The sequence below is a fragment of the Nonomuraea sp. NPDC049758 genome (genome assembly GCF_040674635.1).
Taxonomy (GTDB): Bacteria; Actinomycetota; Actinomycetes; order Streptosporangiales; family Streptosporangiaceae; genus Nonomuraea.
The window spans coordinates 1-13,029 of sequence record NZ_JBFAMZ010000016.1 but is presented as its reverse complement, the minus strand read 5'-3'; the positions used below and the strand labels follow the sequence as shown (position 1 = coordinate 13,029).

Below are 13,029 nucleotides of genomic sequence, written 5' to 3'. Positions count from 1 at the left end.
TCCCCTCATCACCAAGGAGACAACGATGACCGTCACGTCCCCCGAGCTCGACCCCCGGACGTCCGCGCTGCTCGTCCTGGACCTCCAGCAGGGCGTGCTCGCCGCGCTCCCCGGCCTGGCGGAGCAGGAGGCGCTGCTGTCCCGGGTGGCCGACGCCGCCGCCGCCATGCGCGCGCACGGCGCCGCCGTCGTCCACGTGCGGCTCGGCTTCACCGAGGCCGACTGGGCGGCGATCCCGGCCGCCAACCCGACGTTCTCGCTCATCGGCCGCGGACGCCTGCTGCACCACGAGGACCCCGGCACGGACTTCCACCGGCGGGTCGCGCCCGAGCCGGGGGACCTCGTCGTCCGCAAGACCCGGGTCGGCGCGCTGTCCACGACGGACCTCGACCGGCGGTTGCGGGAGCGCGGGATCACCACCCTGGTCGTCGCCGGGCTCACCACCAGCGGCGCCGTCCTGTCCACCGTCGCCGACGCCGCCGACCGCGACTACCGGCTGCACGTCCTGTCGGACGGCGTCGCCGACCCGGACCCGGACCTCCACCGGACGCTGATGACCGGCGTGTTCCCGAGAACGGCCCACGTCGTCGACACCGCCGGGCTGCGTTCGCTCCTGGGCGAGAGCCGATGACCGCGAACGTTCGATTTCACTTTCGTATCGCGGGCGGGCCGAATTGCCCGTGCCCCCAATACTGGGTGCATGGCTCCCCTGAACGGCGATTTCGACGCGTTCGCCTCGATGATCGACGAAAGAGTCACGGCACGCAGGGCCGCTCCGGCGCTCGTCGTGAAGATCTGTAAGGGCACCCGGGCGGCCGCCCCCGGCGTCGTGGTCAAGGCGCTCGCCCGCCGGCTGCGCACGGCGGACGACCGGTCCCTCGTCCCGCATGCCGAGGTCGACGAGGCCACCGGCCTGGACGGGATCGTCGTCCAGCTGGGGAACACGACGCCACGCGGCTGGGGCACAGTACGTTTTCCCCGTTATCGGGTCTTGAAGGCGATAAAGGATGGTGAGCAGGCAACCGGTGCACTAGAGCTGGCTTTTCACGACCTTCACCCAAATCTCGCCTATTTCGTGCGGAATGCCAACCAGGTAGGCGGATTGTCGTTGTTTTTCCAGGTTCTCCTGTTCATTCTGGCGGGCTGGGCGATCCGCGGAGTTTTCCGCTGGTCGTGGCGCCGCCGGACCCGCGGCTGGTTCCCCGGCCACATCGGGCATGACAAGGCCGACTTCTTCCCGGAGGCCGGCCGGCTCATGTGGGGCCCCGACCGGGCGAAACAGGAGGGAGCCCTGCTCCGGGCGCTCCTGTGCGACCTGGAGGCCGCCTTCACCCCCAGGCTGTCACCGTGGCGGCGGCGTCGCCGCAGCAGGTTCGTGCTCTTCGTCACCGGCGACGCCGCGCTCACCGACCGCGTCGCCGACGCCGTACGGGACACCCGCGTACGCCGCACGATTGTGATCGCCGCGACGGCGTCCGGCGCCGAGGCCGCCGACCCGGACCTCAGGTGGACGGCGAGCGCTCTCGACGGCCAGACGGCCCTCGCCACGACGGAGGGCGTCATCCAGGGGACCGGCGGCCTCGACGCCGCCGCCCTGGCGGGCCGGACCAGGATCCCCGTGCGGCTCGGCAGCCCCGCGCTCGCCGCGACGGAGGCCGTGGCGCAGGGCCTGGCCGCCGTCGGGCTGGCGGCCGTGCTCGCGATCCCCTGGCTGCCCCCGATCCGGCCGCCGGACACCTCCTGCCTCGCGCGGCCCGCGCCCGGCCCGGCGAGCCCGCCCGCCCAGGTCCCGGACGCCGCCGGGGCGCAGAGCCTCTATGCCGCGGACAAGCAGCGGATCGAGGCCGAGAACGCCAGGGTCGAGGCCAAGGAGAAACAGGGATACACCGTCAAGACCGTGGTGTATCTCGGCTCCGGCGTCGCGACCTTCGAGCATCCCGAGTACAACGGCGTGCTCCCCGAACTGCGCGGGATCCGGCTGGCCCAGCAGAAGATGAACGACATGGCGGAGGCGACACCGCACAGCCGGCGCAACTACGACGGCAACGTCTTCGTGCGGGTGAACGTCGAGGAGGCCGGCGCCGGGTACGCGAAGGCGCCCGAGATGGCGCGCCGGATCGCGGCCCAGCCGGACCGGAAGGTGCTCGGCGTGATCGGGCTGGGCGAGAGCCGGAAGGAGACGATCGAGGCCCAGCGGATCCTCGGCGACGGCGGCCTGCCCATGCTGGGCATCGGCGCGACCTCGGAGACCTTCCAGTCGCACCCGCTCTATCACCAGGTCTCCTACGACAATCCGGAACAGGCCCGGCTCATCGCGGCCTTCGTCAGGAACGCCGGCGTCATCCCCGCCGATGACGGCACCTGCGCCCCCGCCGCCTCGGCCGTCATCCTCGGCGATCCCGACGACGACTACAGCAAGACCCTCAGCGACGACTTCGCCGCCGAGTTCCGGCCGAGCACCCAGCTGTGGTTCTCGCCGTCGAACAAGAGCCCCCAGCCCGGCGGCAAGACGGTGTACAGCCTGTCGGCGCTGGCCGACGAGACCTGCGCGATCGTCGCCAAGGACCCGCGGCGCACCCTGGTCCTCTGGCCGGGGCGGGCCCAGCGGCTGCGCGACTTCCTGCAGACCGTCAAGGGCAAGAACGCGTGCCCGAGCGCCCTCACCGTGCTGGCCGGTGCCGACGTCACCACCACGGTGACGCGCGCGCAGCAACTGTCGTTCGACGGCGTCACCCTGTACTACTCGGCGCACGCGCTCCCCAGCCGGCCGCCGAACGAGATGGGCAGGGAGTACCTCGCCCGCTACTCCGCCGCCTACGGTCACGACGCCTGGTACGACCACTGGCGCGGGCCGCTCGCCTACGACGCCCTCATGACCATGGCCACGGCCGTCAACACCGTCTGCCAGCTCAACAAGGCGGCGGGGTGCGGGCGGGGCTCGGTGCAGGTCCTGTCCTCCTTCGGCGTCGGCGGCGACGCCGGCCTGCGCGGCGCGACGGGGACGATCGTCTACCCGAGCGATCCCCGCAACGCGTCGGGCGCGGTGACCGTCGTGCCGTCCGACAAGAGGTTCCTCATCCTCCGGGACACCCCCCAAGGGCCGGTGGTGGCCATGGAGTGCGGCCGCCGCGACGGCGGCGACGTGAAGACCACCTGGGGCCCGCACGGCGAGTTCGCCTGCCCCCGCCGCTGAGCCCGTGCGCTGACCTCGGCGCGGGCCCGTCACTCCGGGATCAGGCACCGCTCCTGGTGTGCAGGACGAGGCCGCCGTCGTCCGCGGGCCCGAACCCGAGCTCCCGCAGCTCGGGGACGTCGATCGCGGTGACGACGCCCAGGGCGCCCGCCTCGGCCACCTCGTGGACCGCGAGGCGGCCCAGCGCCCGGCCGACGCCGCCGGGAACCCGATCCGCACGGCGTACGTGTTCGGGTCCCGCCGCCAGCGGAAGACCACCAGCAGGCCGTCGCCCTCCGCCACGACCTCGACCCCGGCGAACCCCGCCGTCACGGCGCCCGGACGCAGCAGCCGCGCCCTGACGGCTGCGAGCGCATCGGCCCGCGACCACTCGACAGTCACGCCTCCAGGCTGTCACATGCGCGGGCGGGCAGGGCCGTCGCTCACCTGTCGCCGGGCTCCGCGGGGCAGGGGTCGCCGACGTGGACGTGCGGCACCGGGTAGAGCACCTTGCGACGCTGCTCGGTCAGGCCGCTGAGCCAGGACTCGTCGTAGACGTAGCCGTACCTGCTGCCCGCCCATACCGGGCCGTAGCGGTAGATGACCACGCGGCGTTCGCCGGGGTTGGTCCGGGTGGAGCCGCCGTGCATGAGCCCGTCCACGAAGAGCAGCGCGTCGCCCTTCTCCAGGTGGACGGGGATCGCGCCCGGCAGGGTGTCCATGCGGTCGCCCCTGGCGTAGTCGCCGCCCAGCGGGTGCCGGAAGTTCGACTTGTGCGAGCCCGGCACCACCATGGTCGCGCCGTCGCCCTCGCCGATGTCGGTCAGCGCGAGGATGATGTTGACCTGGCCGCAGCGGAAGACGCCGTGGTCGTAGCGGTAGCCGCAGCGCAGCGCGGTGCGGTAGCCGCCGGAGTGCACGGGGTGGTGCCCGCCCGACTCGCGGATCGAGGCGATCGTCTCGTCGACGAAGACGCCGGGGATGTAGCTGTCCTCCTCGCCCGCGTAGTGCCTGACCAGGTCGAACCAGCTCGGGTGGTCGACCAGCTCCTCGAACGGCCGGCCCGCCGCCACGGCCTGGTGCAGCTCGAAGCCGGTCTCGGGGGTGTAGTCGCGGCGCTGGGCGCCCCGGTACCACTCGCCCCTGGCCAGGTGGCGGGGGAAGGCGTCGAACTCCTCGTTGAGCCGCCGCAGCAGATCCGCGTCCACGGCGTTCCTGAGGATCAGGTAGCCGTTGAGGTCGAACATGAAGTCGTCCAGCTCGGACATGGTGGAACCTCCGGGGTGTGGTGAGATGCCGCCACTCTGCCGCGACGACCTCATTCCGGTCATCCACCCGAAAGATCCGAGATGTCGCATATCCTCAAGGTGTGCAGTCTCTCGCCCAGGTCATCGGCCTGCAGGCGTTCCACGTGACGTCGGGCCCCATGCCCCGCTCCCACATCCACCCCGAGGTCGAGTTCAACCTCGTCCTGTCGGGCACCGCCAGGTACGCGACCGTCGGCGGCGAGGTGGACCTGCCGCCCGGCCGGCTCGCCGTCTTCTGGGGCGGCTACCCGCACCGGCTGCTCACGGCCGAGGGCGTGGACTTCCTCTGGGCCACCGTCCCGCTGAGCGCCGTCATCGGCCACGACCCGCTGCGCGGCGCGGTCGAGCGGGCGCTGTCGGGAGAGTTCCTGTACGGCACCGCCGCCGAGGGCGAGCACGACCGTTTCCTCATGAGCCGCTGGGACCGGGAGCTGCGCCACGAGCCGGCCCCCGCCGTGGCCGAGGTATGCCTACTGGAGATGCACGCCCGGCTGGCCCGCCTGACCGGCGGGCCGCGCGAGACGGCGCCCACCGAAGCCGCGGCGGCCGGATCGGCCGAGCGGATGCTGGCCGTCGTCGCCCGCCGCTACACCGAGCGGCTGACGGTCGAGGAGATCGCCGAAGCCGCCGGGGTGCACCCCACCTACGCGGCCCTGGCCTTCAAGCGGGCCCTCGGCATGCCCGTCTGGCAGTACGTCACCCGGCTGCGGGTCGCCCACGCCTGCCGGTTGCTGCTGGTCACCGGCTGGGGCGTCGACAGGGTCGCGCACGCCAGCGGCTTCCAGACGAGGTCGAGCTTCTACCGGGCCTTCGGCGAGTCGACCGGCCTGACGCCCACGGAGTTCAGGCGGCGGGCGATCGCCGACGGTGGATGCCCTCCGTGACGCCCGCCGGGAGGCGCACGGTGACGCGGAGGCCCCCGGACGGGCGGGGGACGAGGTCGAGCGTCCCGTCGTGCGCCCGCACGATGCTGCCGACGATCGCCAGGCCCAGCCCGACCCCCGCGTGGTCGGCGCGGACGCGGTCGGTGCCCCGCCGGAACGGCTCCACCAGCGTGGGGACCACGTCCGGGGGCAGCTCGTCGCCGGTGTTCTCGACGGTGAGGGTCACCGTGCCGGCGTGCACGGCGGTCGTGACCCACACCGTGCCCTGTCCGGCGAGGTTGTGCACGATCGCGTTGTGCACGAGGTTCGTCGTCATCTGGAGCAGCAGCGCGGGTGAGCCGGTGGCGGGGGCCAGGTCTCCGGCGGTCTCGACGGCGAGGCCACGCCGCTCGGCCAGGGGCAGCAGCGTCTCGACGGCCTCCTCCGCGATCAGCGACAGGTCGACGCGCTCGCGCGGGAAGGACCGCTGGTCGGCCCGGCTGAGCAGGAGCAACGCCTCGGTGAGGTCGATCGCCCGGGTGTTGACCAGATGGAGGCGGTCGACCAGCTCGGCGGGGTCGCGGGTGGGGTCGGTGCGGGCGACGTCGAGCAGCGTCCGGGCGACGGCGAGCGGGGTGCGCAGCTCGTGGGAGGCGTTGGCGGCGAATCTCCGCTGCTCGGCGACGTGCGCTTCGAGCCGTACGAGCATGGTGTCGAAGGCGTCGGCGAGCTCGCGCAGCTCGTCCGCGCGGCCCGGCAGCCGGATGCGGTGGGAGAGCGAGCCGGCGGTGGCCCTGCGGGCGGCGTCGGTGATGCGGGTCAGCGGCGCGAGCATCCGGCCGGCCAGCAGCCACCCGCCCACGAGCCCGAACACCAGCAGGAACGCCAGCACGAGAGCCGCGACCGGGGTGAACGACCGCACGATGGCCGAGCGGTTGACCAGGAAGTCGCCGGTGGAGTAGATGGCGTCATCGGGCAGACCGCGCATGTAGTAGACGCCCACCGCGCCGAGCGGCACGAGGCCCGCGACCACGAGGAACCCGGCGTAGCTCAGGGTGAGCTTGAGCCGCACGCTCAGCCCGGGGGCCCTACCCACGGTCCTCCCCCTCGCGCCCGGCGGCGGGCGCCGTGTCGATGCGGTAGCCGACCCCCGCCACGGTGGCGATCACCCAGGGCTCGCCGAGGCGCTTGCGCAGGGACGAGACCGTGATGCGGACGGCGTTGGTGAAGGGGTCGGCGTGCTCGTCCCACGCCCGCTCCAGGAGCTCCTCGGCGCTGACGACCCCGCCCTCGGCGGCGACGAGGACTTCCAGCACGGCGAACTGCTTGCGGGTGAGCGCGACGTAGCGGCCGTCGCGGAAGACCTCGCGGCGGAACGGGTCGAGGCGCAGGCCCGCGATCTCGCGCACCGGCGGCCTGCTGTGGCCCCGCCTGCGGTCGAGCGCCCTGAGACGGAGCACGAGTTCGCGCAGCTCGAAGGGCTTGGTGAGGTAGTCGTCGGCGCCCAGTTCGAACCCGCTGGCCTTGTCGTCGAGCCGGTCGGCGGCGGTGAGCATGAGGATGGGCATGCCGCTGCCGGAGGCGACGATGTGCCCGGCGATCTCGTCGCCTGACGGGCCCGGGATGTCGCGGTCGAGGACGGCGATGTCGTAGGCGTTGACGCTCAGCAGCTCCAGGGCGGTGTTCCCGTCGCCGGCGATGTCGGCGGCGATCGCTTCCAGGCGCAGGCCGTCGCGGACGGCTTCGGCCAGATAGGGCTCGTCCTCGACGATCAGTACCCGCATACCCCTGACCGTACGGCCCGCGGCCTATCGCCGGCATATGAAAAATCCCATACGGGCCGGCAACGGCCCGCTGCCTTGACTGGCGGCATGATACCCAGCGGACCAGCACGAACGGCAGCCCGCCGGACCCGGTCGGCCCTGGTGGCCGCGCTCGTCGTCCTCGGCGTGACGCTCGCGGCCGGCGTCGTCGTCCACCGGGCGGCGACGTCCCTGACCGTCTCGGCGTACGACGAGGCCGAGGGGGCCGTGCCCGAGGGCGTGACGGTCTTCGACGACGGGATCCCGGCCGTCGCCGGCCTCGACGCCGACCTGCTCCGGGCCCTGCGCCGGGCGGCGGCCGAGGCCGCGGGCGACGGCGTCGAGTTCGTCGTCAACAGCGGCCGGCGTTCCCCGGCCTACCAGGAACGGCTGCGCCGGGAGGCGGTCGCCCGGTACGGCTCGGAGCGGGAGGCCGCCCGATGGGTCGCCTCCCCGGACACGTCGCTGCACGTGTCGGGGGACGCGGTGGACCTCGGAGCGGCCGCCGCCGGATGGTTGTCGGCGCACGGCGCCGCGTACGGGCTGTGCCAGATCTACCGGAACGAGCCTTGGCACTACGAACTGCGTCCGGAAGCCGTCGATCGCGGCTGCCCGCGCCGGTACGCCGACCCCACCCGCGACCCGAGGCTGCGGCGCTGACCGGCGTCCTCCTCAGGACAGGGGCACGCCGCGGTAGGCGCGCCAGAGCGCCAGGTCGTAGCCCAGGCCCAGGGCCGCGCCGAGCAGCAGGGGAGCGCCCAGCGCGGCCAGCGTGCCGGTCAGCATGGTGGTGGCGGCGATCGGGGCGACCGAGACGGCGACGCTGCGGGCCAGGCTGGTCATGCTGGCGGCGGCCGTACGCTGCCCCGGCGGGACGACCGCGGCCGTGAACGCCTGCCGCGCCGGTACGTCGATCTTGGACACCGTCTGGCGGAGCAGCAGCAGGACGACGGCGGTGGCCAGGTCCGGGGCGAACGGGATGCAGGCCAGCAGCAGGTTGGCCACGGTGTGGGGGAGGAGCATCGTGGCCAGCAGGCCGCGCCGGGCGGCCAGCAGCGGCGCGGTGAGCTGGGCCAGGGCAGGGAGCAGGTTGGCGGCGAAGAACACCAGGCCCAGCTGGGTGGTCGTCGCGCCGAAGCGATGGGCGAACCACCAGGCCAGCACCGCCTGGACGGCCAGCCCGCCGGCCAGGGCGTCCAGCGCGGACAGCCCGGCCAGCAGCCGGATCTGGCCGGGCACCCGCCCGCGACGCCGTTCCGGGCCGGCGGGCGCGGTCCGGGGCGGCTCGGCCTGCGGCGTCAGGTTCCAGAACAGCGTCACGGCCCCGGCCGCCAGGAGCGCGTAGAGGGCGAAGGCGGCGTCGGGGGCCGACGTCCAGGTCTGGAGCCCGAGCCCGGCGGCGGCCAGCGCGCCCAGCGCGCCGGAGGCCAGGGCGGTGACGTTGTAGCAGGTGAAGACGGACGTGTGCCGGGCCGGGGCGCAGGTCTGGGCGAGGATGGCCTGCTCCACCCCGGAGAAGGGCGTGTTGTCGTTGGTGGAGGGCGAGATCGTCCCGATGAAGGCGGCGGCGATCAGGACGGGGTAGGACTCGCTGAGCGCGAACACGGCCCCGGTCACCGCCATCAGGCAGCCGCAGGCGACCAGCGTCCGGCGCCGCCCCCACACGTCGGCGAACAGGCCCAGCAGCAGGCTCGCGAAGACCGATCCGGCGGCGGCCACGGCCAGCAGCAGGCCGGTCTGCCAGGGGGCGTCGCCGTCCTGGGTGAGCAGCTCGGCGAGGAGCACGCTGGTGCATCCGTAGCCGAAGGTCCGCAGCGCCCGTGCCGCGACGACCAGCAGCCCGTTACGCCCCAGTTCGATCGGAAACAGGCTCCTGGCCTGCGTGTTCGGCATGGGGCATGATGCCCCGGGCGGCGCGGCGGACGTGCCGCGAACGCCCGAAGACGCACGACGATGTTGCGCGGGCCCGCCGCCGCGTCAGGTGGCGGGTTGGAGGTGGACGTGCAGGTCGGTGGCGTGGGCGGGGGCGGGGTGGCCGTCCGGGTCGGTGACGGCGGTCACGGCCAGGCCGGCGGCCGCGGCCAGCTCCGCGAACACCTCGCGGGGGTACCAGTGCAGGACCCACGGGCGTTCGGCGACGGTGACGTCCGGGCCGTGGTGGCGTTCGTAGCGCAGGAGGGTCGTCTGCGTCCGGGCGGTCTCGTCGCGTCGCTGGGAGACGACGGACACCCGCAGGCCGGCGCCGTCGGGGCCGACGGCCGTGCGCGCCCGGCCGATCTGGTCGGCCGGGGCCGGGTCGGGAGTGAACAGCGGCACCAGCGCGACACCGCCCTCGTCCAGGTGGGCGCGGATGCCGCGCAGGGCGGCCAGCGCCGTGGCGTCGTCGGGAAGCAGGGTGAAGGTCGGCCCGGCGAGGAAGATCGCCCGGTACCGGCGGGGCAGGCTCAGGCTCTCCATGCGCTGGTGGAACAGTGTCACCGACACGTCCAGCTCGCCGGCCCGGCGCCGGAGCCGCGCCAGCATGTCCGCCGAGGAGTCGACGCCGTCGACCTCCAGGCCGCGCCGGCGCAGCTCCAGCAGGGGATCGCCGTCCCCGCAGCCCAGTTCCAGCGCGGGGACGCCGGTACGCTCGACGAAGGCGGCATAGGGCTCCGGGTCCTGGGAGACGGATTTCAGCGGTCCGTAGAGCTCCGCGACGAGGCCGGTGTAGAAGTCAGCTGGATCCACCTTCGTCACGGTACGCACATGATCCAGAAGGTTCACTCCATTATCGAGTCCGGGACGGCCGTCGAGACGTGCCAGAATCCGGTGTACCGGCCGCCGCGGCGCAGCAGCTCGTCGTGGCCGCCCGCCTCCACGATCCGGCCGCCGTCGAGCACGACGGGGGCGTCCTTCAGCAGCGCCCGCGCGATCGAGACGCGCTGACGCTCACCGCCGGACAGGCCGGTGTCCTCGCCGATCACCGTGTCGTACCCGCGGGGCAGTTCCAGGACGCGCTCGTGGATGTGCGCGAGCCGGGCGGCGCGCACGATCTCCTCGCGGGCGGCGTCCGGCACGCCGAGCGCGATGTTGTCCGCGACGGACGCGCGCAGCAGGCGGACGTCCTGGAAGACGAAGGAGACCCGCCGGTAGAGCTCCCGGCTGCCGATCTCGCGCAGATCGACCCCGCCCAGGACGACCGAGCCGTGCGTCGGGTCGAAGAACCGCGGCAGCAGCCGCACCAGCGTGGACTTCCCGCCGCCCGACGGTCCGACGACCGCGGTGACCGTGCCGGGCTCCAGCTCCAGGTCGATCCCGCGCAGCACCTCGCGGCCGTCGTCGTAGCCGAACCGCACGTCCCGCAGCTCGATCCGGTGCCCCCGGGGCACGACCGGACGGGCGGGCTCCGGCAGCGGCGGCGCCAGGCCCGCGACCGCGCCGATCACCTGCGACACGACGACGGCGACGAACGCCGGGACGTGCGGGCGCAGCAGCCCGCCCGCACCCGGTTCCGGCGGCGGGACGGCCTCGGGCGGTTCGGGGGCGGGCCGGTGTCCCCGGCTCGGATCGCGGCTGCCGGTCATGGGTCCTCCAATTCCGCTACCTGAAGTATCGATACTCGAGGTAGCGCAATCGGATATCGTTCAGGCATGTCCCGAGCGAGCACTTCCGCCAGACCGCCCGGTCGCCCGCGCACCGGCGTCAACGCCGAGGTGTTCGCCGCCACGTTGCGCACCGTCCACGAGCTCGGCTACGCGCGGGCCACCGTCGAGCGCATCGCCGCCGCGGCCGGTGTGGCGAAGACGACGGTCTACCGGCGCTGGCCGACGAAGGGCGAGCTGATCGTCGACTGCCTGCTCGACGCGTTCGGCCCGGCGCCGCTGGAGGGCGCCGACCGGGCCGAGATCATGTCCTCGACCATCCGCTGGATCGCGGGGAAGGTCAGCGAGCCGGGCACGGGCGACGCGTTCGCGGGCGTGTTCAGCGACGCCGTCAGCGATCCGGCCCTGCGCGAGGTCCTGTCCACCCGGTTCCAGGACCCGTACCGGCTGGCGCTCCAGGAGGCGCTCGGCGAGCCGGAGCAGCGCGTCCTGCTCTACATCGACGTCGTCGTCGGCACCTTGCTCCACCGGATGGGCATGACCGGCGAGCCGATGGTCGAGGCCGACGTCCACGCGCTGACCGAGATGGTGCTGCGGCACTTCGCCGACGGGCCCGGAGGAGCGCCCGGCGCCTGATCTCCGTGCCGCGTCGGCTCTGCGGGTGATCAGGCGAGGAGTTCCCGGCGGAGTGGACGGGCCGGGCGCCGCCGTACGCCGACGCCCGGCGCCTGCGCCGGTGCGGGGGTCACGACACCCCGGAGGCGATCTTGTTCAGCAGGCCCTGACCGCCGGAGGCGGCCTGGGCGGGCTTGTGGACGTGGGCCGTGCCCGCCGGGGCCGGCCAGGCGGGGCCGAAACCGGGGTAGGGGTGGGGCAGCGGGACGGGAGCGGCGGCGCGGGCCGGCCCGGCCAGCGCGGCGGAGGCCAGCACGCCGGCCACGGCGGCGGTGATCGCGAGGCCGGCTGATCCGCGTCTTCTCTTGAACATTTCGAGGTCCCCTCGACGTGGTCTGGAAGGACCGCCGAGAGTAGCAGATTGTCATTGCTCAAGTACAGACAGTCACAAGGCGTGGGGTGAGGCAGTAGCGTCTGCGCACGTGAGCGATTACACACTGTCACCGTCGGTCGGCCCCCGGTCCCTGCGGCGGTGGGTCGTGCTGCTGCTCTGCTGGGCCTCGCTCACCATGACCTCCGTCGACCGTTCCACCTGGGGGCCCGCGTCGCTGCAGGCGGGCGAGGCGCTGGGGGTGTCGCTGGCGGGGCTGGGGGCGTTCGCGACGGCGTACTACGTCGGTTACGTGCTGTCCAACATCGGCGGCGGGCTGCTCGGCGACCGGATCGGCAGCCGGGTCGTGTTGTCGGGGTCGCTGTTCACGGCGGGCGGCTTCATGATCGTTTTCGGGTCCGTGCCGTCCGCCGGGGCCGGGATCGCGGTGCAGGCGCTGATCGGGCTCTGCGCGGGGGCCGACTTCGCGGCGGGCGTCAAGCTCATCGCGTCCTGGTTCGGCGAGCGGGAGCGCGGGCTGGCGATGGGCGTGTTCACCATGGCCTCCTCGCTCGGCACGATGATCGCCAACGTGCTCGTGCCCCGGCTGATCCAGTGGTACGACTGGCGGGCCTCGTACCACCTGTTCGGGATCGTGTCGATGGGGCTCGCGCTGGTGTGCCTGACACTGCTGCGCGACCGGCGCGAGCCGCCGGCCGCGCGCCCGTCGCTGCGCGGCCTGGCCCGCGACCGCGACCTGCTGCTGATCGGCCTGGCCGGCTTCGGCGGGCTGTGGGGCACGTACGGCTTCGTGACCTGGTCCAACACCCTCATGGTGAAGGGGCACGGGCTGGACCCGGTGACGGCGGGGACGGTCGTCGTGGTGTTCGCGGCGGCGGGCGCGGTGGGCAAACCGGTCATCGGCCTGGCCACCGACCTGGCCGGACGCGGGCGCAAACGCCCGGCGGTCGCCGTGCTGGTGGCCTTCGCCGGCTGCCTGCTGCTGTTCGGCCGCATGGAGACGGAGACGGCGTTCCTGGTGACGGCCGGGTTCGCGGGGTTGGGCGCGTACCTGTACTCGCCGTTGCTGATCGCCATGGTGCCCGGCCTGTCGGGGACGGCGCGAGCCGGCTCGGCGGCGGGCGCGACGAACGCGGTGGCGCAACTGGGCAGCGTGACCGTGCCGGTCGTCGTGGGGGCGGTCTACCAGGCCGGCGGCTCCTTCTCCGCCGCGTTCGCCACCCTGGCCGCCGGGCCCGTGGCGGGCGCGGTGGCGCTGTGCTTCGTCCGTGAGGCGCGCGGCCGGTCGAGAACCGGCC

13 protein-coding genes are annotated in these 13,029 nt (G+C 73.5%); 6 read left to right on the top strand and 7 right to left on the bottom strand.

Annotated features, from left to right (window positions below; genetic code table 11):
• Positions 1-25 precede the first annotated feature (25 nt).
• Positions 26-631, top strand: coding sequence for a cysteine hydrolase (locus tag AB0J46_RS34755; protein WP_364338326.1), 606 nt, complete (start codon positions 26-28; stop codon positions 629-631).
• A gap of 69 nt (positions 632-700) precedes the next feature.
• Positions 701-3,193: a hypothetical protein gene (locus AB0J46_RS34750; RefSeq protein ID WP_364338324.1), complete on the top strand. Its 2,493-nt coding sequence runs from the start codon at positions 701-703 to the stop codon at positions 3,191-3,193.
• A 422-nt stretch (positions 3,194-3,615) separates the two neighbouring features.
• Here the strand turns inward: AB0J46_RS34750 and AB0J46_RS34745 are convergent, their stop codons facing one another.
• Positions 3,616-4,440 carry a phytanoyl-CoA dioxygenase family protein gene (locus tag AB0J46_RS34745; RefSeq protein ID WP_364338323.1) on the bottom strand — a complete coding sequence of 275 codons (825 nt, stop codon included), beginning with the start codon at positions 4,438-4,440 and terminating at the stop codon, positions 3,616-3,618.
• A 101-nt stretch (positions 4,441-4,541) separates the two neighbouring features.
• Here AB0J46_RS34745 and AB0J46_RS34740 point away from each other — a divergent pair, with 101 nt between their 5' ends.
• Complete coding sequence (locus tag AB0J46_RS34740; RefSeq protein ID WP_364338322.1) at positions 4,542-5,363, top strand: helix-turn-helix domain-containing protein; 822 nt, start codon at positions 4,542-4,544, stop codon at positions 5,361-5,363.
• Here AB0J46_RS34740 and AB0J46_RS34735 read toward each other — a convergent pair.
• Together AB0J46_RS34735 and AB0J46_RS34730 are read right to left on the bottom strand one after the other, a co-directional pair.
• On the bottom strand, positions 5,323-6,438 hold the full coding sequence (locus AB0J46_RS34735; RefSeq protein ID WP_364338321.1) for a HAMP domain-containing sensor histidine kinase: 1,116 nt from the start codon (positions 6,436-6,438) through the stop codon (positions 5,323-5,325). The two genes, AB0J46_RS34740 and AB0J46_RS34735, sit on opposite strands and share 41 nt — an antisense overlap.
• Positions 6,431-7,126 carry a response regulator transcription factor gene (locus AB0J46_RS34730; protein ID WP_364338320.1) on the bottom strand — a complete coding sequence of 232 codons (696 nt, stop codon included), beginning with the start codon at positions 7,124-7,126 and terminating at the stop codon, positions 6,431-6,433. The genes AB0J46_RS34735 and AB0J46_RS34730 overlap by 8 nt, the downstream gene beginning before the upstream one ends.
• A gap of 87 nt (positions 7,127-7,213) precedes the next feature.
• On the opposite strand from AB0J46_RS34730, the gene AB0J46_RS34725 reads away from it, so the two are divergent.
• Positions 7,214-7,804: a D-alanyl-D-alanine carboxypeptidase family protein gene (locus tag AB0J46_RS34725; RefSeq protein ID WP_364338318.1), complete on the top strand. Its 591-nt coding sequence runs from the start codon at positions 7,214-7,216 to the stop codon at positions 7,802-7,804.
• Between the two features lie 12 nt (positions 7,805-7,816).
• Here AB0J46_RS34725 and AB0J46_RS34720 read toward each other — a convergent pair whose 3' ends face one another.
• The 3 genes from AB0J46_RS34720 to AB0J46_RS34710 form a co-directional block, all read right to left on the bottom strand.
• Positions 7,817-9,037 carry an MFS transporter gene (locus AB0J46_RS34720; RefSeq protein WP_364338316.1) on the bottom strand — a complete coding sequence of 407 codons (1,221 nt, stop codon included), beginning with the start codon at positions 9,035-9,037 and terminating at the stop codon, positions 7,817-7,819.
• An 84-nt stretch (positions 9,038-9,121) separates the two neighbouring features.
• Positions 9,122-9,871 carry a class I SAM-dependent methyltransferase gene (locus tag AB0J46_RS34715; RefSeq protein WP_364338315.1) on the bottom strand — a complete coding sequence of 250 codons (750 nt, stop codon included), beginning with the start codon at positions 9,869-9,871 and terminating at the stop codon, positions 9,122-9,124.
• 32 nt (positions 9,872-9,903) lie between these two features.
• Positions 9,904-10,707 (bottom strand): ATP-binding cassette domain-containing protein, encoded by an 804-nt coding sequence (locus AB0J46_RS34710; RefSeq protein WP_364338314.1) that lies wholly within the window; start codon positions 10,705-10,707, stop codon positions 9,904-9,906.
• A 66-nt stretch (positions 10,708-10,773) separates the two neighbouring features.
• Here AB0J46_RS34710 and AB0J46_RS34705 point away from each other — a divergent pair, with 66 nt between their 5' ends.
• Entirely contained in the window at positions 10,774-11,361 is a 588-nt protein-coding gene (locus AB0J46_RS34705; RefSeq protein WP_364338313.1) for a TetR/AcrR family transcriptional regulator, read from the top strand.
• A gap of 109 nt (positions 11,362-11,470) precedes the next feature.
• Here AB0J46_RS34705 and AB0J46_RS34700 read toward each other — a convergent pair whose 3' ends face one another.
• Positions 11,471-11,713, bottom strand: coding sequence for a hypothetical protein (locus AB0J46_RS34700; RefSeq protein WP_364338312.1), 243 nt, complete (start codon positions 11,711-11,713; stop codon positions 11,471-11,473).
• 109 nt (positions 11,714-11,822) lie between these two features.
• Between AB0J46_RS34700 and AB0J46_RS34695 the strand changes: the two genes are divergently transcribed.
• On the top strand, positions 11,823-13,029 hold a 1,207-nt coding region (locus AB0J46_RS34695; protein WP_364338311.1), incomplete at its 3' end, for an MFS transporter.

What these genes read in the sequence shown, in the direction of transcription:
- AB0J46_RS34755 (WP_364338326.1), top strand. Translation starts at nt 26, where the DNA reads ATGACCGTCACGTCCCCCGAGCTCGACCCCCGGACGTCCGCGCTGCTC.
- AB0J46_RS34750 (WP_364338324.1), top strand. Translation starts at nt 701, where the DNA reads ATGGCTCCCCTGAACGGCGATTTCGACGCGTTCGCCTCGATGATCGAC.
- AB0J46_RS34745 (WP_364338323.1), bottom strand. Translation starts at nt 4,440, where the DNA reads ATGTCCGAGCTGGACGACTTCATGTTCGACCTCAACGGCTACCTGATC.
- AB0J46_RS34730 (WP_364338320.1), bottom strand. Translation starts at nt 7,126, where the DNA reads ATGCGGGTACTGATCGTCGAGGACGAGCCCTATCTGGCCGAAGCCGTC.
- AB0J46_RS34725 (WP_364338318.1), top strand. Translation starts at nt 7,214, where the DNA reads ATGATACCCAGCGGACCAGCACGAACGGCAGCCCGCCGGACCCGGTCG.
- AB0J46_RS34720 (WP_364338316.1), bottom strand. Translation starts at nt 9,037, where the DNA reads ATGCCGAACACGCAGGCCAGGAGCCTGTTTCCGATCGAACTGGGGCGT.
- AB0J46_RS34710 (WP_364338314.1), bottom strand. Translation starts at nt 10,707, where the DNA reads ATGACCGGCAGCCGCGATCCGAGCCGGGGACACCGGCCCGCCCCCGAA.
- AB0J46_RS34705 (WP_364338313.1), top strand. Translation starts at nt 10,774, where the DNA reads ATGTCCCGAGCGAGCACTTCCGCCAGACCGCCCGGTCGCCCGCGCACC.
- AB0J46_RS34700 (WP_364338312.1), bottom strand. Translation starts at nt 11,713, where the DNA reads ATGTTCAAGAGAAGACGCGGATCAGCCGGCCTCGCGATCACCGCCGCC.